Origin of the sequence: Streptomyces sp. NPDC017520, assembly GCF_044329855.1 — a bacterium.
GTDB lineage: Bacteria > Actinomycetota > Actinomycetes > Streptomycetales > Streptomycetaceae > Streptomyces.
In genome coordinates this window covers 60403-78342 of record NZ_JBIRKB010000017.1, presented here as the reverse complement: position 1 = coordinate 78342, position 17940 = coordinate 60403, and the positions used below count along the sequence as shown (strand labels likewise).

Below are 17940 nucleotides of genomic sequence, written 5' to 3'. Positions count from 1 at the left end.
ATCGGACCATGAGCATGCGGCGGACCACGACGACCAGAAGGGCGATGGCGGCTGTCTCCGTGACGGCTGCTCTTGCCCTCGCGCTCGCCGGCTGCGGCGATGACGGAGGCGAGGAGCCCGGCAACGAGGGCTCCAGCGCACCGTCCGCCCCGGCCAGCCCCTCTGCGGAGGACAAGGGCGAGCCGCAGCAGGAGGACACGGCTGCGGGCGAGAACGTGGACCCGGACGTGAAGCTCGCGGAAGCCCGGGGGATGGGTGGGCTCGTCCTGGTGATCAACGAGGCCAAGCGCGACTCGGGCGGATTCCTCACCGTTCAGGGGGAAGTCACCAATGAGGGGGACCAGGCACGGATCACCACGGCGTGGTCCGGGTCCGAGGTGAACCTGGTGAACAAGAACCCCAACTCCGTCGCCGGCGCGACGCTCGTGGACAAGGTGGGGAAGAAGCGCTACTACGTGCTCCGTGACACGGACTCCCGCTGCCTGTGCACCACGGCGATCTCATCCCTCGCCCCCGGCAAGTCTGCGCCAATCTTCATGCAGTTCCCCGCCCCGCCGCAGGGCACGACCGAGGTCGACTTCACTCTCCCGACCTTCGCCACCACCTCGCTGAAGATTTCTGGGTGAGTGCGGCCATGAAGACCACAAAGCGCCCCCGGGCGGCCCACCACATGGGCCAAGCCGTCGCGGTTGCCGTGCTGATCGCCGGCACCACGCTGCTCGGCGCCTCGCCCTCGTACGCCGACGACGGGCCGAGCGTCCCGCCCGGGACGGAGGCGACGTCGGAGCCGCCCGTCCCCGTCGACCCGAACGACCCGGACCTGAAGATGCCGGAGGGCGGCACCCTTGCCCCCGGCCGGGTTCTGGACATCGTCCAGGTCGTGGAGGACCTCGGCGGCGAGGAACGCCGCGAGGACAGCAACGCCGACATCAAGTTCGCACTCCAGGCCGAAGTCCTCTTCGGCAAGGACAGCGCGAAGCTCGGTTCGGCGGCCAACGCCCGTATCGCCGCGATCGCCGCCGAGATCAAGAAGCAGAACGCGACCAAGGTCCGCGTCTTCGGCTTCACCGACAACCTCGGCTCCTCGGCCCACGGCGACATCCTGTCCAAGCAGCGCGCCGACGCCGTGCACGGGGTCCTGTCGAAGGAGCTCGGCGCCACGATCACGTACGAGATCCGGGGCTACGGCGAGCAGTACCCGATCGCCAGCAACAGCAACGAAGAGGGCCGCAAGAAGAACCGCCGCGTGGAGGTCTCCTTCCCGCGCGGCGCGGGGTCCTGACCTCCTGCGCACCCCACGGGAGACGGCCCGGTCCGGCGCGCGACGACCATCGCGTGCCGGACCGTTCGTCGTTACGGCGAACATGGCGAACATGGCGAACATGGCGAACATGGCGGACATGGCAGACACGGCGGATGCGGCGGACGGCCCGCCCGGAGGTCCGGCAGGGCCGTAAACCAGCCACATTCTCTCCGAGCCCGTCACCCGAACGGCGGACCGTCGTTTGCGTTGTGGATCAGACACATCCCCTACGGACAAGAACGCGGTGGGCCCCTCGTGCGGCCGGGCCGGAATCAGGACCGGCGGCAGGTGCGGCGGGGTGCGACACGCCGTGCGCCACGGAGACGTGGGTCAGCGGGTGTGCCGGGGTGCGCGGACGAACAGGCGTCGAGGAAGGGCGGAAGGGGTGATGGGTGTGGAGGCCCACGCGACGAACGAGCGGGTGACGGGACGCACCTGGACGGTGCGGCTGGACCCTGTCGGCCGCGGCCGGGCGGACGTACGCGTCTCGTGCAGCCGCCCGGCCTGCGCCGCGCAGGTGCTGCCCTCCGCGGCCGTCGGCCGTACGGCGGCGGTCGAGCACCTCAAGGCCCACCTGCGCGCGGGCCCGGCCCCCAGCCCGTCGGCGTACTGCGCCTGCCGGGCCGCGGAATGCCACACCCACATCCGCCCCGCCGGACCCCGTGAGCGCCCCGCGCCCTGGAGGTGCGGCGGGGCGGTCGTCCTGGCCGTCGTCACGGACCGGGGAGGGCGCTGGTGGCAGGTGATGGAGTGCTGCTCGCGCTGTGCCGCCGCGCATCCCACCGCGAAGATCGCCGCGACCGCCCCGGCTCTCGACCGGACGGCTCCGTCCGCACCCTCCCGGGCCGCGGCCGCCCCCGCGTCGATGGTGTCGGCCGTCGGCCCGCACTTCTCCCACAGCGCCGCCGGGGCCAACCCCCCGCACGAGGTGCCGGCCCCCCGGTCCGAGAGGCCCCCGCGGCCCCCGAGGCCGGCGCGGCAGCGCGCCCGGCGGGGAAGGATCGCTCAGCGGTTCGTCCCGCACGACCTTCGGCCCATCTCCCTGCGCGACGAACTGACCGAACTCGGCGAACTCTTCCGCGCCTACCAGCAGCGCCCCGAACCCGACCTCGCGATGCTCGCCGACCTCCACGCCCGCAAGGCGAAGGCCTTCAGCGCCTGGGCCGAAGTCACCGCCGACACCGGACTCCGCCTCGACGCCCAGCGAGCCGAACAGGCCGCCGCCACCGCCCGTCTCCAGCATTTGCACCGCATCGGTGAAGCCCCGGAAGGCGAAGGCCCCGCTGTGCCCCGGCTTCTGACCGCGCCCGCCCAGTGGGATCACGCACGGGCCGTCCTCGCCCACGTGGCCGACCACGCGCCCCTGCCGGGGCCGGAGGCCCGCCTGCTGGTGGTGATGCTGACGCTGCGCACCGCGCAGTCCGGTACCGGCAACCTCGTCGGGCAGGACCTCAAGGGGCTGCCCCTGGCGGAACCCGAACACCTGGTGGAGCAACTGCTGGAGTGCGGCTGGCTGAAAATCGCCGGTACGGTCGAGGAGCTGATCGCCTCCCGCCCGGAGAACCCCACCCGCATCGACGTGCCGTCCCTGACGCCCGACGAGAGCAACCCGGGCCCGTTCACCTTCGGCAGGAAGATGCGCCCCAAGCTCAGCGGCTGGGCCCAGCGAGTCGTCGGCGAGAAGAAGCTCCGCAAGGGCAAGACCACGGCCGACGCACGCCTCCTCGCCCTGGCCCTGGCCACCGGCGTCACAGCCGATGGACGCCTGGGGCCCGAGGGCGAGGGCCTCGACGTGGAAGCCCTCTCCTCCTGGTGCGCCATCGCTCCCGGCGACCTCCGTGAGGTGGTGGACCGGCTGACCGCGGCGGACTGGCTGACGGAGGCGGTCGACACCGACACCGTCCGCACCGATGCCGACCCTGTCACCGACACCGACACCGACACCGACACCAATACCGACCCCGTCACCGTCCTCAGCGGCCGGCTGACCGAACGCGTCCTCCCTCTCACCTGCCCGCTGTCCTGAGAAGTGGAGGCGGCTGTCCTGAGAAGTGGAGGCGGAAGCGGACGCGGGCCGGGCTTCGGTCCTTCCGACGCTCCCGGACCGCGTCCCGCCGCGCATCTCATTGCTGGTGCCACACCCGCCCTGAGATCATCCGGGCATGACATCAGAGACGATCGCCGCCGCCGCCTCGGGCACCTGGACCCTGGGCGACCTCGTGGTCAACCGGATCGGGTTCGGGACGATGCGGTTGCCGCAGCAGGGCGAAGCATTCGACGTCGACGCGGTGCCGGGCGATCGGGACCGTGCGATACGAGTGCTGCGCCGAGCCCGCGAACTCGGCGTGAACCACCTCGACACCGCCGCGTTCTACTTCTCGCGACTCCGTTCCGCCAACGAGCTGATCAACAGCGCGCTCGCCCCTTACCCCGACGACCTGGTCATCACCACCAAGGTCGGACCGTGCCGCGACTCCTCGGGCGAGTGGCAGACCCATGCCACGCCGGGACAGCTGCGCGGGCAGGTGGAGGAGAACCTCCGGCAGCTCGGCCGCGACCACCTCGACGTGGTGAACCTGCGCGTCGTGGGAACCGACTCGATCGCCGAGCGGTTCGGTGCGCTGGCCGAACTGCGCGAGGCCGGGCTGATCCGTCATCTCGGGATCTCCAACGTCGTCCCCGCCCAGCTCGCCGAAGCCCGCACCATCGCACCGGTGGTCTGCGTGCAGAACAAGTACGGGCTCGGATCACCGCCGGACCAGGACGCGTTCCTGCGGGCCTGCGGTGAGCAGGGGATCGCCTTCGTGCCCTTCTACTCCATCGCGGGTGCCGGGCGCGAGGCGGGCGCCTCCCCGGACGCCGACGGCGACGCGCTGCTCACCGTCGCCCGCGCGCACGGTGCGACCCCGGCGCAGATCCGGCTGGCCTGGTCGCTCCACCGCGGACCCCATGTGCTCGCCATCCCCGGCACCGGCAACCCGGACCACCTGACCGCCAACGTGGCCGCCGGAGCCCTGCGGCTGTCCGACGACGAACTGACCGTCCTGGAAGCCCTCCACCGCAACGGAGGCACGGGCTGACCGACCCGGCTCGACGGGCCCCGCACTGTCTAGGACACCCCGAGCTGCTCCGCCAGGTCCGCCAACCCCTCCGCGTAGAGGTCGAACCGGTCCGAGGAGGCGGGCGGGTCGCCGACCGGGCGGGCCACATAGGCCGTGCGCAGGCCCAGCGCCTGCGCGCCGCGCAGGTCCCAGGCGTGGGCGGCGACCATCAGCAGCCGCTCCGGCGGCGCCCCGGAACCGGTGACGGCCAGCCGGTAGACCGCCGGGTCCGGCTTGTAAGCGCGGGCGTCCTCGGCGGACAGCGCCTGGTGCCAGCGCAGGCCCGCGTGCGCGTTCAGCTCCAGCAGCGCCGTCCGGCTCGCGTTGGAGAGGCCGATCAGCGGGAAGCGCCCGCCGATCCGGGCGAGCCCCGCCACGGTGTCGGGCCACGGCGGGAGGCGGCGGGCCGAGCGGGCGAGCGCCTCCACCGCTGCCGGATCCCCGACCCCCGCGGCCTCCGCGGCGAGCCCGGCGGCCTCCCGGTCGAGGAGATCGCTGGGCAGGTAGGGCCGGTCGCCGTCGAGGACGCGGCGCTGCTCGCGCTCGATGTGCCGCTGCCACAGCAGCAGGAGCCGCTCGGTCCCGGCGGAGTCCGGGGCGTCCGGGGCGCCGGGGGCGTCGAGTGGCGGATCGAGCGCGCGGACGCCGGCACGCAGTCCGGCGGATTCATCGACGAGTGTGCGGATGCCGGCACGGAGTCCGGCGGGTTCGTCGACGAGCGTGCCGAGTACGTCGAACACGACGGCGTCGATCTTCAGCTCTGCCATGGTGGGGTCTCCTCCGAGGGGGGGTCGTCCGGACAACACCACAAGCCCCGCAACACATCCCCTACTTGACCACCGACCCTGACCCGGCCCCTGACCCGGCCCCTGACCCGGCCCCGGCCATCGCGCCGATGAGCACGGCGACGAGGACGACGAGGGCGACGAGGGCGACGAGGCCCAGGCACTCCAACGCGGTCGCACCGCCGTCCCGTCAGTTGTACGTGTACCGGGGCGGCTCCTGGGTCCGGGTGGCGCGCTCCTCCAGGAGCCCGTCGACGGCCACCCCCGACACCGCACCGGCCGCCGGCGAGACGCCGGGCATGAGAACGCCCTCGATGCCGACGACGTCCCCGGCGACGGCGAAGCCGTACAGCAAGCGGCCCCAGCTCGGGTCCCCGGTCCCCAAGCCGGGCCCAAGTGCGCGGTGCGGGAGCCGTGTCGCGCCCTGGCGCGCCCGCCGTTCCGCTTGGGGCCGCCCGTGGGCCCGTGGACCCACGCCGCCCTGGCCGCGGCTCAGTACCCTCGGATCTGCCGGTGGTCGCCGACCACGACGCCGCGAAGAACCGCGATGGGGGTGGGGCGTCGATGGATGCCGGATTCTTCTACTCGTACCACCTGGGCTGGACGCGGCTGGACGCCCGGACACTGCTGGGCGACTTGGAGGCCGAAGGGCTCCGCCCGACGCACCCGGTGTCCGGCCGCACCGTGCTCGTCAGTCTCGACTCCGCCTCCCTGGGCGCCCGTTCGCCCGTGACCCGCGAGCAGTTGCTGTCCATCGCCGGGCTCCAGCGGCTCCGCGAGGTCGGATTCCGGTTGTGGACCGACGCGGGCCTTGACCTCCTGGTGCGCATCCGGCAGGCCCGGGCCGGCGTCGTCGCCGTGGAGTTCTCCGTGGGGGAGCTGCCCGAGCCGGAGCGGGAACACGCGGTGAGCGCCATCCGGCGGACCGTCGGACGGGCCTCCGTGCTCTGCATCGGTTTCGTCGTCGACCGGAGCGGGGCGACGGCCGCCACCGACTGGGACGGCGTCGTCATCGAGGGCGACGCGCACCTCCACTCCTGGCCGGACGCCGTCGCCGTACGGGACGAGACGGCCGCCCGCCACCCGCAGCTGGCCGTCATGGACGGGGTGGAGATGTCGCCGTGGAAGGTGTACGGGAATGAGGTGCTCGGCGTCTGAGCCCGGCCGCCGCGAACCTCCGGACACCGGGCCGCCACGCACCCCCGGCTCCCTGCCGCCACGCACCTCCGGATGCCGGGCCGCCACGAACCCCGGATGCCGGGCCGCCACGAACCCCGGATGCCGGGCCGCCGCGAACCTCCGGACACTCCCCGGGCCCCGGCCCCCGGTGCGGAGGGACGCCCGCCGACGACGTCATAATCGGCCATATGTCCGATCACCAGCTCCGCGCCCGGCCGCCCGCCGGTCCGGCCCCGGGCCCCCGCACCCCCGGTTCCCGGGCCGCCGCCGCGCTCCGGGCCGCCGCGCCAGCGCTCGCGGTCTACGCCGCCGCCCGGGCCCTGGGGCTCCTGGCCTTCTGGGCAGCCGCGTCCGCCGCCGGGAGGGACCCCCTGGGGCCGCTCAGCGGACGCTGGGACTCCGTCTGGTACCAGCGCATCGCCGAGAACGGCTACCGCTACACCGTCACCCTCCCGGACGGTTCCGTCCACTCCGACCTGGCGTTCTTCCCTCTGCTCCCGGCCCTGGAACGGGCCATCTCCGAGGTGACCCCGCTCACGCTCGGCGGCGCCGGACTCCTGGTCGCCTGGACGGCCGGACTGCTGGCCGCCTGGGGCGTCTACGCCGTCGGCGCCCAGCTGCGAGGACGGCGTACGGGCGTGGTGCTGGCCGCCCTGTGGGGGGTGTACCCGACGGCGTTCGTCCAGTCGATGGCGTACACCGAGACCCTGTTCACCGCGCTCGCCGCCTGGGCGCTGTACGCCGTCCTCCGGGGCCGCTGGATCGTGGCGGGCGCGCTCTGCGTCCTGGCGGGGCTCACCCGGCCCACGGCGGCGGCGCTCATCGCCGCCCTGGCGATCACCGCGGCCGTCACCCTCGTACGGGAGTACCGCGACGAGCGCCGCGCCGGCCCGGTACTGCGCCGCAACGCCCGGATGATCGCGGGCGTGGCGCTCGCACCGCTGGGCTGGCTGGCGTACGTGGTGTTCGTGGCCGTCCGCGAGGGCAGCCCGTTCGCCTACTTCGACGTCCAGGCGCAGTGGGGCAACAACATCGACGGCGGTCGCGCGCTCGCCGCGTTCATCGCCGGCCTTCCGTGGCCCGCCGCCCTCGGCCTCTGCGCGGCGCTCGGGCTGCTGGGGTGGCTGGTGGTGCTGTGCGTACGGCAGCGGCAGCCGCTCCCGGTGCTCGTCTACGCCCTCACGATTGTCGTCATCTCACTGATCGGCGCCGGGTACTTCGGCTCCCGGCCGCGCCTGATGATGCCCGCCTTCCCCTTGCTGCTGCCACCCGCCGTCGCCCTGCTGCGGCTGCGCACGACCGGGCGTACGGCCGCCGTCCTCGCCGTCCTGGCCTGCGTGTCCGCCGCCTACGGGGCCTGGACCCTGCTGGGCGCGGGCCCGCCGTAGCCCCGTCCCAGCGGCCTCGCGCCGCGTTCTCAGGCTCCGGAACCTGACGACGTCCCGGGTGCACCGGAGGCGTGGGCCGTCGCCTTCAGCTCCACCCGTACGCCCGGCCGTACCCCCCACCGCTCCATCGCCCCGGCCTCCGCCTCCACCACGTGCCGGGCCCGGGGCCGGGGCAGCCCGAGGCGGCCGGGCTTCATCGTGCGGACGGCCAGGACCGTGAACTTCCGGTCCAGGTACGCCACATCGATGGGGAACCGCATCCGGAAGGTGTGCACACTCCCGCACGGGGTGAGCATCATCGCCCCCTCGATCCCGTCCCGCCCGAGCAGCCCTTTGGTACGGGCCCGGTACGAGGCCGCTATCCGCAGCGGCACCTCCCGGGCCCCGGAGTCCGTACCGACCGTGAGCGTCCCGTCGCCATCGCGCCATGTCCTCATGGGCACCGACCGTAGCCCCCGGCGGACCCGCCCGGGTCCTATACGGCCGCGCTTGGGCCCCCGGGCCCAAGACCCCTGTTCCCCAGGCCCATTAGGGTCGTTCCGTGGACGCCGTGCTGCTCGCCCTCGCCGCGGTCTGGGGTGCCGTCACCGGACTGCTGATCCCGCGTGCCGCGTACCGGTTCGCCGTCGAGCCGGAGGAGCCCTGGCGTACGGCGTGCCCCGCGGGGCATCCGCTCACCGGCCCGGTCCGCGGCTGGCTGGGGCCGGCCCGGTGCGCGCCCTGCGCCGCCGCCCCGGGAACACCGGCCGCGCCCGGGGCCCACACCGGCACGGGCGCCGATACCGGCCTGCCCGGCGCCGGCCGACCGGGCGCCGAACCCGGCGCGGCCTCCGCCGGGGCGGGCTGCGACGTCGGGCCTCCCGCTTCTGCCGGGGCGGGCGGCGACACGGGAGCCCCGGTCTCTGCCGAGGCGAGCTGCGACACCAGGCCTCCCGCTTCTGCCGGGGCGGGCGGCGACACGGGAGCCCCGGTCTCTGCCGAGGCGAGCTGCGACACCAGGCCTCCCGCTTCCGCCGATGCGGGCTGCGACACCGGGCCGCCCGCTTCCGCCGGGGCGGGCTACGACACGGGAGCCCCGGTCTCTGCCGAGGCGAGCCGCGAAACCGGACCTCCCGCCTCTGCCGAGGCGGGCAACGACACAGGAGCCCCCGCTCCCGCCCCGTCCGTCGCCTACGCCCCCGGTCTCCTCGCTCCGCTGGTCACCGTGGCCGCCTGTGTCGCGCTCGCCGCCGCCACCGGGGCCAGGCCCGAGCTCGTCGGATGGCTGGCGCTGACCCCCGTCGCCGTGCTCCTCGCCGTCGTCGACCGGCGGGTCCACCGGCTGCCCGACCCGCTGACCCTGCCCCTGGCTGCCGCGGCCGTCCTGCTGCTCGGCGGCGCCGCGCTGCTTCCCGGGCACGCCGGATCCTGGACCTCCGGCCTGCTGGGCGGCCTGGCCCTCGGCGGCTTCTACTTCCTGCTCTTCCTGATCAACCCGAACGGCATGGGCTTCGGCGATGTGAAGCTCGCCCTCGCCCTGGGCGTGGCCCTCGGCTGGTACGGCTGGACCGTGCTGTTCGTGGGCGGGTTCGCCGGGTTCCTGTTCGGGGCGGCGTACGGCCTCGCCCTGGTGCTTCTGCGCCGGGCGGGGCGCAGGACCGGCATCCCGTTCGGCCCGTTCATGATCGGCGGGGCGCTGACCGGTCTGCTGCTGGGGGCCCTGGCCGGGTGAGAACGGGGCCCCTCGCGCGGGCGTCCGCACGGGCGGGAATCCGTTCGCGTGCTCCGGGTCCGCCTGACACGATTCCCGTATGTCCGAACCATCCGACGCCGTCCCCGGCCCTGCCCCCGCTCCTTCCTCCGCTCCCGTCCCTGCCCCCCTCCCCTTCGACTCCGCGGCCTCCCGCGACCGGTTCGAGGCCCTCGTCGCCGAGGCCGACGCCGTGTCCGTGGACGGCTGGGACTTCTCCTGGCTGGAGGGCCGGGCCACCGAGGAGCGCCCCTCCTGGGGGTACGCCCGCGCGATGGCCGACCGCCTCGGCCGGGCCCATGCCGCTCTCGACCTCCAGACCGGTGGCGGCGAGGTCCTGGCCGCCGCGCCGAAGCTGCCTCCGGTCACCGTGGCCACGGAGGCCTGGCCGCCCAACATCGCCCGCGCCACCGCCCTCCTGCACCCGCTCGGGGCGGTCGTCGTCGCCGACGAGGACGAGCCGCCGCTGCCCTTCGGGGACGCCGCCTTCGATCTCGTGGTCAGCCGCCATCCGGTCACCACATGGTGGGAGGAGATCGCGCGGGTCCTCGCACCCGGCGGCACGTACTTCTCGCAGCAGGTCGGCCCGGCCAGCGTCTTCGAACTCGTCGAGTACTTCCTCGGCCCGCAGCCGCCCGAGGTCCGCCGCGGCCGGCACCCGGAGGACGCGCGGGCCGCCGCGACGGCGGCCGGACTCGACGTGGTCGACCTGCGTTCCGAGACCCTGCGCACCGAGTTCCACGACATCGGCGCGGTGGTCTACTTCCTGCGCAAGGTGATCTGGATGGTCCCCGGATTCACCGTCGAGCGGTACCGGTCCCAACTGGCCGCACTGCACCGGCAGATCGAGGCGGAAGGACCGTTCCGCGCCCGCACCGCCCGCTTCCTGATCGAGGCCCGCAAGCCCCGGTGACGGCGGCAGGGGCCCGTCCGCCGGGCAACCGCCTACCCCGGCCGCCGGTCAACCCGTTTACCCCGTACGCCAGTTCAGCCTCGCCCCGGAGGCAACGGGATCGTGCGGGCGGCCGTCCTACTCGACGGGACGCACGCCCAGCGAAGGGCCCAGCGAAGGGCCCAGCGAAGGGCCCAGCGAAGGAGGGGAGCGGTCATGAGCCTGGAGAGGGAAGGCTGCGCGGCGCCTGCCGGGCGCGCGCGGCACGGCAACGCCGACTGGCTCACGGGGGCAAGGATCACCGCGGTCCTCGGCGTCTACTACCGGCCCGAGGGCCGGGCGGGCGAGCCGGAGGCCGTCGAGTTCGTCCTCTCGGGCGACCAGTCCGTCCTGCTGACCTGCGCCTCCGACCGGACGCTGCACGTCACCCCGGGCGCCTGGCCGAGGCTGCCCGACTGGTGCGTACCGGCGAGCCGGTGGCAGCACGCCCCGCCCGCCCTCCTCCCGCCGGTGCCGCATGGGGGAGCGTGGACGGTCGTGGGCACCCAGGAGCTGAGGGACGCCGGCGGGGAGGTGCTCCAGGCCGTCATCCGGTGCGAGGAAGGGGACTTCGTGGTGGTTGCCGGGGACACGATGGCCATCCGCTTCGAGCCTCACGCCCGACCCATGAGCCCTGCCCTTGACCCGCAAGCCCTGCACTGACCCCAGGAGCCCCACCTCTGGCCCACGAGCCGCGCCCCTGACTCCGCGAGCCGCGCCCTTGGCCCCAGGAGCCCCGCCCCTGACTCCGCGAGCCGCGCCACGCACGCACTCCCGTACCCCCGAGTGGACCCCGCCCCCCGGCCGCCTACGCGTGCGGCCCCACCGTCACCGGGCCGACCGTCAGTTCCGCCGTCCCCTCCATGATCGCGGCGACCCGCTCCACCTGCTCCTCCAGCGCGCGGAGCCCGGCCGGCGGCAGGGGCTCCAGCGGCTCCACCGTCACCGCGAGCCGGCGGCCCGAGCGGCGCAGGTGCCAGACGCCGGCCACCGTGCCGTCCACCAGCAGCACCGGGAAGTTCCCCGCCTGCCCGCCTGCGAGAGCCCGCTCGTACGCGGCCCCCGGGAACAGCCGCTCACGGGGCTGGGAGGCGATGGTGAAAGCGTCGAAGTACGGGAGCAGGCGCACGCCGCGCACCGGTGACGCCGGGAAGTCCGTGTCGCCCGCGACCACCCACGCCGGACCCGCGTCCTCGAACATCACCTTCTCGATCGCCCCCGCCGCCGCCAGCGCGGCGAACCGGTCGGCCGCCCAGGGCTTCGGCGCGGCGAGCCAGCGGGCGAAGTGGGCGGAGGTGGCCGGCCCGTATGCGCGCAGATACCGCTCGATCAGGGCGGCCGTCGCCCCGGGGCCGGGCAGCGGGGTGCACCCGGGGTTGGTGTACGTCGCCTTCCGCCCCCGGTTCGGGGCGTAGACGAGGGCGCCGCGGTGGCCGGCCAGGTGCAGGACCTGCCGCCAGCGCGGCCACATCGTCTGGAATCCGGGCATCACCAGGTCCCCGGCCCACGGCCCGGTCCGCGCGACGACCTCCTCGGAGAGCTCGTCGATCGTGAGCTCCGCCCCGGTCAGCGCCTCCGCGACGGCCGCGACGACCGCCTCCACCTGGTCCGGGGTCATCCGGGCGTCCTTGGAGAAGGGGTTCTGGCCCGCCGGCACGGCGGACAGGGCCCCGGTCCACAGCGGCAGGTCCGCCGCGGGCAGCAGGTGGACCGTGCCGCGCGGTCCGAACGTCTTGACCAGGGTCCGGTCGGTCCACAGGGCCGTACGGACGTCCGTACGGGTCAGCCCGTCCCCGCGCAGCCCCACGGACAGCTCGGCCGCCGACAGCACCTGGGCGTGCGCGCCGAGCGTCGAGGCCACCGCCGCGCCGGGGGTGGTGGCGCCGCGCGACGCGGTGGCGGCGGCATCCGGGTGGAGGTGCTGGCGGGCCAGCCTCCGGGCGTTCGCCCCGGTCCAGCTCACGGTCGCTGCCGCTGCCGATGTAGCGCGGGATCCTGTCGTCATGCCGTCGAACCTAGAGCCCTCAGAGGTCAGGTTCCGTCCTCAACGGCCCGGACGGCGTCAAGCCGACGCCGTACCGCTCCCCCTCGACACCGGAGCCGACACCTGGGCCGATATCGGGGCCGACACCGAGGCCGACACCGAGGCCGACACCGGGGCCGACACCGGGGCCGATATCGGGGCCGATATCGGGGCCGACACCGAGGCCGACACCGGGCGGCTCCGGGGCCCCACGGGCGTCCGCCGCCCTGCCCGGAGCGCAGTCCGGTGAATCCGGAGAGTAATGATGGAGTGGCGTTGCACGCGGCAGTACTTACGAAGGGTTATGGTGGAAACCCCCCCTCGGGCCGGTCCGTATCCCCCCCCACGGACCGGCCCGTTTTTTACGGGCCGACGGCGGCACCGCCGCGCGGCCCCCGGGAGTTCTCGTTCTTCCCGGCGCGCAGGCCCCGTTGAGCCGACGTCAGCTGCGACCGGCCCAGATGTTCGTGCCCGCCGTGTCCACGGCGAAGGCGTCGATCTCCTTCAGCTCGTCGGCGGTCAGAGCCGGGCCCGCGAGGGCCGCCACGTTCTCCTCCAGCTGCTTCACGCTCGACGCGCCGATCAGTGCCGAGGTCATCCGGCTGTCGCGCAGCACCCACGCGATGGCGAGCTGGGCGAGCGACTGGCCGCGGCCCCGCGCGATGTCGTCGAGCCCGTTGAGCCGGCGGACCACCTCGTCGGAGAGCAGGTCCGGGTCGAGGGACTTGCCCTGGGTGGCGCGCGAGCCCTCCGGAATGCCCTTCAGGTACTTGTTCGTGAGCAGGCCCTGGGCGAGCGGCACGAAGGAGATGCAGCCCATCCCGGCCGCCTCCAGGGTGTCGAGCAACCCGTCGTCCTCGATCCAGCGGTTGATCATGGAGTAGGACGGCTGGTGGATCAGCGCCGGCACGCCCATCTCCCTGAGCAGCCCGGCCGCCTCGGCGGTCTGCTCCGCGTTGTACGAGGAGACGCCCACGTACAGCGCCTTGCCCTGCCGCACGGCGGACGCCAGGGCGCCCATCGTCTCCTCCAGCGGGGTGTGCGGGTCGAAGCGGTGCGAGTAGAAGACGTCGACGTAGTCGAGGCCCATCCGCTTCAGGGAGGCGTCGAGGGAGGACAGCAGGTACTTCCGCGAGCCCCACTCGCCGTACGGGCCGGGGTGCATCAGGTAACCGGCCTTGGTGGAAATGACCAGTTCGTCGCGGTACGGGGCGAAATCCTGGGCGAAGAGCTTGCCGAAGTTCAGCTCGGCCGAGCCGGGCGGCGGGCCGTAGTTGTTGGCCAGGTCGAAATGGGTGACCCCGAGATCGAAGGCGCGGCGCAGGATCGCCCGCTGGGAGTCCAGGGCCCGGTCGTCGCCGAAGTTGTGCCACAGGCCGAGCGAGAGGGCGGGCAGCTTGAGGCCGCTGCGCCCGGTCCGGCGGTACTCCATGGAGTCGTAGCGCGAACCGGCGGCCCGGTAGTACAGGTCGGGGGAGAGGTAATCAGTCACGTTTCATTCCTTATCACGGAGTTGTGACAGACCGGGTTGGGCCCTCGTGCCCCGATCGCAGTAATGTGGCGGCTTCGGGGAATGCCGATGTGCGGCGCGGCGAAGGCCCGCGCGGCCGTGCCAGTGGTAGGGGTGCGGACCGCCGAGGGATCGTGCGGGCGGCGCAGACCGCGCGGCGACCCCCTGCGGGGGACGGCCCCCGGACCCCCGGCGACGGGGAGGGCGGGCCCCGGGCCCGTACGGAACCGAGAGGGTGAACGCAGTGAACTTCCGCGACCTGGTGTACAGGCTCTACGCGCGCCGGGTGGGAGGCCGCCTGGACCACGACCAGGTGCCGAAGCACATCGGGGTCATCCTCGACGGCAACCGGCGCTGGGCCAAGGCGTCCGGCGGCTCGGCCGTGCAGGGCCACCAGGCCGGTGCGGACAAGATCTCCGAGCTGCTCGGCTGGTGCAGCGAGACCGATGTCGAGGTCGTCACCCTCTGGATGCTGTCCACGGACAACTTCGACCGCCCCGAGCACGAGCTGAAGCCGCTGCTCGGCATCATCGAGAACACCGTGCGCAACCTCGCCGCGGACGGGCGCTGGCGCGTCCACCACGTCGGCACACTCGACCTGCTTCCGCCGGAGACGCAGTCGGTGCTCAAGGAAGCGCAGGAGGCGACGTCCGACATCGACGGAATAATCGTCAATGTCGCGGTCGGGTACGGCGGCCGCCAGGAGATCGCGGACGCGGTGCGCTCCCTGCTCCTGGAGCACTCGGAGAAGGGCACGACCTTCGAGGAGCTGGCCGAGGTCGTCTCCACCGACCTGATCTCCGAGCACCTCTACACCCGGGGCCAGCCCGACCCCGACCTGGTGATCCGGACGAGCGGCGAGCAGCGCCTCTCGGGCTTCATGCTCTGGCAGAGCGCCCACTCGGAGTACTACTTCTGCGAGGTGTTCTGGCCGGCCTTCCGCAAGGTCGACTTCCTCCGGGCGCTGCGCGACTACGCCGCCCGCCACCGCCGCTACGGCGCCTGAACGCCCTCCTGCCGCCCATCCGCCCCGATCACTCCCCCCTCTCCCGGATGGCTCCCCTATATAGGGGAGCCATCGCGCGTGTACGCGTACGCGAGGGCGCCATCGCCCGTCCACCGGGACTTCTCCACACCGTGTCATATGCGGCGGCATGGCTACGCGCGGAAAAGGGAATACCCCTGGCAGGTCGACGTCCGGTCATCAACCAGGCGGATGTCGCATCCAAGTGAGCGGTGCCAAGGCCGCTCGCCCGGGAGGCCCTTTGCACACGAAGGACCGTAGACAGTCTGCGGCCGACGCGGTGGCCGTGGTCCGGCCCGCGCACAGGGGCCCGATCCCGGTCCGTCCTCTCCCTTCGGGAAGCAGCGCGACCGTCCGTCGCACTCCCCGACCTCGTCCGAGGGGGTACGTCCTTCCGTGGTGACCAGCAGCAAGCGCCGCATGCCCGACCGGCGCACATACGTTCTCGACACCAGCGTCCTGCTGGCCGATCCCGGTGCCATGGCCCGCTTCGACGAGCACGAAGTCGTGCTCCCGATCGTGGTGGTCACGGAACTGGAGGCCAAACGGCATCACCCCGAACTCGGATACTTCGCCCGGCAGGCCCTGCGCCTGCTGGACGACTTCCGGGTCCGGTATGGCCGGCTGGACGCCCCGATCCCGCTCGGGGATCTGGGCGGGACGCTCCGCGTCGAGCTCAACCACTCCGATCCCGGCGTCCTGCCCGCCGGCTACCGGTTGGGGGACAACGACTCCCGGATCCTCGCGGTCGCACGCAACCTCCAGGCCGAGGGGTACGACGTCACGGTCGTCTCCAAGGACCTGCCGCTCCGTATCAAGGCCTCCTCCGTGGGACTGCTCGCCGAGGAGTACCGCGCGGAGCTCGCCATCACGGACTCCGGCTGGACCGGCATGAGCGAACTGTCCCTCGCCGGGGAACAGATCGACCTGCTGTTCAGCGAGGAGACGCTGTACGTCCCCGAGGCCGCCGAACTGCCCGTGCACACCGGTCTGGTCCTCCAGTCCGAGCGCGGCAAGGCGCTCGGCCGGGTGACCGCCGAGGGCAACGTACGGCTCGTGCGGGGCGACCGGGAGGCCTTCGGCATCCACGGGCGCAGCGCCGAGCAGCGGATCGCCCTCGACCTCCTGCTCGACGCCGACGTCGGCATCGTGTCACTGGGCGGCCGGGCCGGCACCGGCAAGTCGGCACTGGCCCTCTGCGCGGGCCTGGAGGCGGTGCTGGAGCGCCAACAGCACAAGAAGGTGATGGTCTTCCGCCCGCTGTACGCGGTGGGCGGGCAGGAGCTCGGCTATCTGCCCGGCAGCGAGGCCGAGAAGATGAGCCCCTGGGCGCAGGCGGTCTTCGACACGCTCTCGGCGGTCGCCGGGCGCGAGGTCATCGAGGAGGTGCTCGGGCGCGGGATGCTGGAGGTCCTGCCGCTCACCCACATCCGCGGCCGGTCCCTGCACGACGCGTTCGTGATCGTCGACGAGGCGCAGTCGCTCGAACGGAACGTCCTGCTGACCGTGTTGTCCCGCATCGGGGCGAATTCGCGTGTCGTGCTCACCCATGACGTGGCCCAGCGGGACAACCTCCGGGTCGGCCGGTACGACGGAGTCGTCGCCGTCGTCGAGAAGCTGAAGGGCCATCCGCTGTTCGCCCACGTCACGCTCACGCGGTCGGAGCGTTCGCAGATCGCCGCGCTGGTGACCGAAATGCTGGAGGAAGGCCACATCTGAAACGCATGTCCCTTTGATGTCGCCCGGCGAGCCAAGGAGCTTAGCCGGGCGGCATTGTGCTGCGCCGTCATTTCCGGAAAACGGGAGGGCCAAACGGGGTGTGACCTTTCCCACGCGAGACAGAATTGCCTCCCGGCGCTCCCGTCCGGCAGAGTCTTGCTTCCGTCAGGCCCCGCATACGGCACTTGGGCACCTCCAGAGGTGCCACGCACCACACAACTCCACACAAGACGCCCGTATGCCGCCCGCGAGCACCACGCGGCAGCCCCCTCGCCGGGGTTGCCCATCGGGCCCGCGCCTCCCGTGACCCACGCAGTAGGGAGGCCAGTGTCAGGGGCACGAACGCGCCCGCGAGGTCACCTAAGCGGGCGATGCTGGAAGGACACCATGTGAGCCGGATCTCGGTCCGGGGGTTCGCCGTGGCATCCGCCACCGCGGTCACCACCGTTGGCGCCGTCGTAGGCGTTGCTGCGGGCGGCACACCTGCCGCCGACGACAACAACAACTTCGAGGCGGCCGCAGCCGACACCACGCTGCTCGCAGACATCCCCGCGGGCCAGCAGGCCCAGGTCCAGACCGCTTCGCTGACGCAGCAGGCCGATGCCCAGGCCTCCGCCGCCGACGCCGCCGCGAAGAAGTCGGCCGAGGAATCGGCCCGCATCCAGGCCGCCAAGGACGCCAAGTCCAAGAAGCAGGCGGCCGAGGACCGGGTCGAGGCCGAGCGCAAGGCGGAACAGAAGAAGAAGGAAGACGCCGAGCGCGCCAGCCGTTCTTCCGTCCGCGACGCCGCCTCGTTCTCCGCGCAGGGCTCCTACAGCGTGGCCGACGTCAAGGCGATGGCCCGTCAGATGGTCCCCGCGGACCAGTTCCAGTGCTTCAGCAACATCGTGAACCACGAGTCGACCTGGAACTACCGCGCGACCAACCCGTCCTCCGGGGCGTACGGTCTGATGCAGGCGCTCCCGGGCCACAAGATGTCGTCCGCCGGCGCCGACTGGCAGACCAACCCGGCCACCCAGATCAAGTGGGGCCTCAGCTACATGGACGGCCGTTACGGCAGCCCGTGCGGCGCCTGGTCCTTCTGGCAGGCCAACAACTGGTATTAGAGGGAGCGGGCGAAGTCCACGGACCGCCCTCTCAACCTCGCGAGGCCCCCCACCGTCCAGACGGTGGGGGGCCTCGCGCGTGTACGGTCGCTTCCTGGCGGCCCGGGGAGCGTGGGGAAGCGCTGCGGAGCACTGGGTGGCG

17 protein-coding genes and 1 pseudogene are annotated in these 17940 nt (G+C 73.0%); 13 read left to right on the top strand and 5 right to left on the bottom strand.

Annotated elements, in window-relative coordinates; translation table 11 throughout:
• Positions 1–8 precede the first annotated feature (8 nt).
• The 4 genes from ACH4KB_RS30950 to ACH4KB_RS30935 all read left to right on the top strand — a co-directional run bounded on the left by ACH4KB_RS30950 (position 9) and on the right by ACH4KB_RS30935 (position 4383).
• Complete coding sequence (locus ACH4KB_RS30950; RefSeq protein ID WP_398069185.1) at positions 9–626, top strand: hypothetical protein; 618 nt, start codon at positions 9–11, stop codon at positions 624–626.
• 8 nt (positions 627–634) lie between these two features.
• Positions 635–1282, top strand: coding sequence for an OmpA family protein (locus ACH4KB_RS30945; RefSeq protein WP_398069183.1), 648 nt, complete (start codon positions 635–637; stop codon positions 1280–1282).
• Between the two features lie 409 nt (positions 1283–1691).
• Entirely contained in the window at positions 1692–3329 is a 1638-nt protein-coding gene (locus tag ACH4KB_RS30940; protein ID WP_398069351.1) for a hypothetical protein, read from the top strand.
• A gap of 136 nt (positions 3330–3465) precedes the next feature.
• Positions 3466–4383 carry an oxidoreductase gene (locus ACH4KB_RS30935; protein ID WP_398069181.1) on the top strand — a complete coding sequence of 306 codons (918 nt, stop codon included), beginning with the start codon at positions 3466–3468 and terminating at the stop codon, positions 4381–4383.
• A 29-nt stretch (positions 4384–4412) separates the two neighbouring features.
• Here the strand turns inward: ACH4KB_RS30935 and ACH4KB_RS30930 are convergent, their stop codons facing one another.
• Both ACH4KB_RS30930 and ACH4KB_RS30925 read right to left on the bottom strand, forming a co-directional pair.
• Positions 4413–5171 (bottom strand): haloacid dehalogenase type II, encoded by a 759-nt coding sequence (locus ACH4KB_RS30930; protein ID WP_398069179.1) that lies wholly within the window; start codon positions 5169–5171, stop codon positions 4413–4415.
• Positions 5172–5259: 88 nt separating this feature from the next.
• Positions 5260–5544, bottom strand: a pseudogene (locus ACH4KB_RS30925) (hypothetical protein); the annotation flags it as partial.
• A 209-nt stretch (positions 5545–5753) separates the two neighbouring features.
• Here ACH4KB_RS30925 and ACH4KB_RS30920 point away from each other — a divergent pair.
• Together ACH4KB_RS30920 and ACH4KB_RS30915 are read left to right on the top strand one after the other, a co-directional pair.
• A complete protein-coding gene (locus ACH4KB_RS30920) occupies positions 5754–6347 on the top strand; it encodes a hypothetical protein (RefSeq protein ID WP_398069349.1) in 594 nt (197 codons plus the stop codon).
• 209 nt (positions 6348–6556) lie between these two features.
• Positions 6557–7756, top strand: coding sequence for a hypothetical protein (locus ACH4KB_RS30915; RefSeq protein WP_398069177.1), 1200 nt, complete (start codon positions 6557–6559; stop codon positions 7754–7756).
• A gap of 29 nt (positions 7757–7785) precedes the next feature.
• Here ACH4KB_RS30915 and ACH4KB_RS30910 read toward each other — a convergent pair whose 3' ends face one another.
• A complete protein-coding gene (locus tag ACH4KB_RS30910) occupies positions 7786–8193 on the bottom strand; it encodes a DUF192 domain-containing protein (RefSeq protein WP_398069175.1) in 408 nt (135 codons plus the stop codon).
• Between the two features lie 350 nt (positions 8194–8543).
• On the opposite strand from ACH4KB_RS30910, the gene ACH4KB_RS30905 reads away from it, so the two are divergent.
• From ACH4KB_RS30905 to ACH4KB_RS30895, 3 genes are all read left to right on the top strand, one after another.
• Positions 8544–9467: a prepilin peptidase gene (locus ACH4KB_RS30905; RefSeq protein ID WP_398069347.1), complete on the top strand. Its 924-nt coding sequence runs from the start codon at positions 8544–8546 to the stop codon at positions 9465–9467.
• A 79-nt stretch (positions 9468–9546) separates the two neighbouring features.
• Positions 9547–10398, top strand: a complete 852-nt coding sequence (locus ACH4KB_RS30900; protein WP_398069173.1) for a class I SAM-dependent methyltransferase — start codon at positions 9547–9549, stop codon at positions 10396–10398.
• Positions 10399–10593: 195 nt separating this feature from the next.
• Positions 10594–11079: a hypothetical protein gene (locus ACH4KB_RS30895; protein ID WP_398069171.1), complete on the top strand. Its 486-nt coding sequence runs from the start codon at positions 10594–10596 to the stop codon at positions 11077–11079.
• 145 nt (positions 11080–11224) lie between these two features.
• On the opposite strand, the gene ACH4KB_RS30890 is transcribed toward ACH4KB_RS30895, so the two are convergent.
• Complete coding sequence (locus ACH4KB_RS30890; RefSeq protein ID WP_398069169.1) at positions 11225–12421, bottom strand: winged helix DNA-binding domain-containing protein; 1197 nt, start codon at positions 12419–12421, stop codon at positions 11225–11227.
• On the opposite strand from ACH4KB_RS30890, the gene ACH4KB_RS30885 reads away from it, so the two are divergent.
• Complete coding sequence (locus tag ACH4KB_RS30885; RefSeq protein ID WP_398069167.1) at positions 12420–12689, top strand: hypothetical protein; 270 nt, start codon at positions 12420–12422, stop codon at positions 12687–12689. The genes ACH4KB_RS30890 and ACH4KB_RS30885 overlap by 2 nt on opposite strands.
• Before the next feature lie 192 nt (positions 12690–12881).
• On the opposite strand, the gene mgrA is transcribed toward ACH4KB_RS30885, so the two are convergent.
• The gene (gene mgrA / locus ACH4KB_RS30880) at positions 12882–13931 is read right to left on the bottom strand and encodes an L-glyceraldehyde 3-phosphate reductase (RefSeq protein ID WP_398069165.1); all 1050 of its coding nucleotides are present in this window, start codon (positions 13929–13931) and stop codon (positions 12882–12884) included.
• Between the two features lie 262 nt (positions 13932–14193).
• Here mgrA and ACH4KB_RS30875 point away from each other — a divergent pair, with 262 nt between their 5' ends.
• The 3 genes from ACH4KB_RS30875 to ACH4KB_RS30865 all read left to right on the top strand — a co-directional run bounded on the left by ACH4KB_RS30875 (position 14194) and on the right by ACH4KB_RS30865 (position 17798).
• On the top strand, positions 14194–14955 hold the full coding sequence (locus ACH4KB_RS30875; RefSeq protein ID WP_073741104.1) for an isoprenyl transferase: 762 nt from the start codon (positions 14194–14196) through the stop codon (positions 14953–14955).
• A 414-nt stretch (positions 14956–15369) separates the two neighbouring features.
• Positions 15370–16692, top strand: coding sequence for a PhoH family protein (locus tag ACH4KB_RS30870; RefSeq protein ID WP_361874286.1), 1323 nt, complete (start codon positions 15370–15372; stop codon positions 16690–16692).
• A 389-nt stretch (positions 16693–17081) separates the two neighbouring features.
• Entirely contained in the window at positions 17082–17798 is a 717-nt protein-coding gene (locus tag ACH4KB_RS30865; protein ID WP_398069163.1) for a transglycosylase SLT domain-containing protein, read from the top strand.
• The last annotated feature ends 142 nt before the right edge of the window (positions 17799–17940 follow it).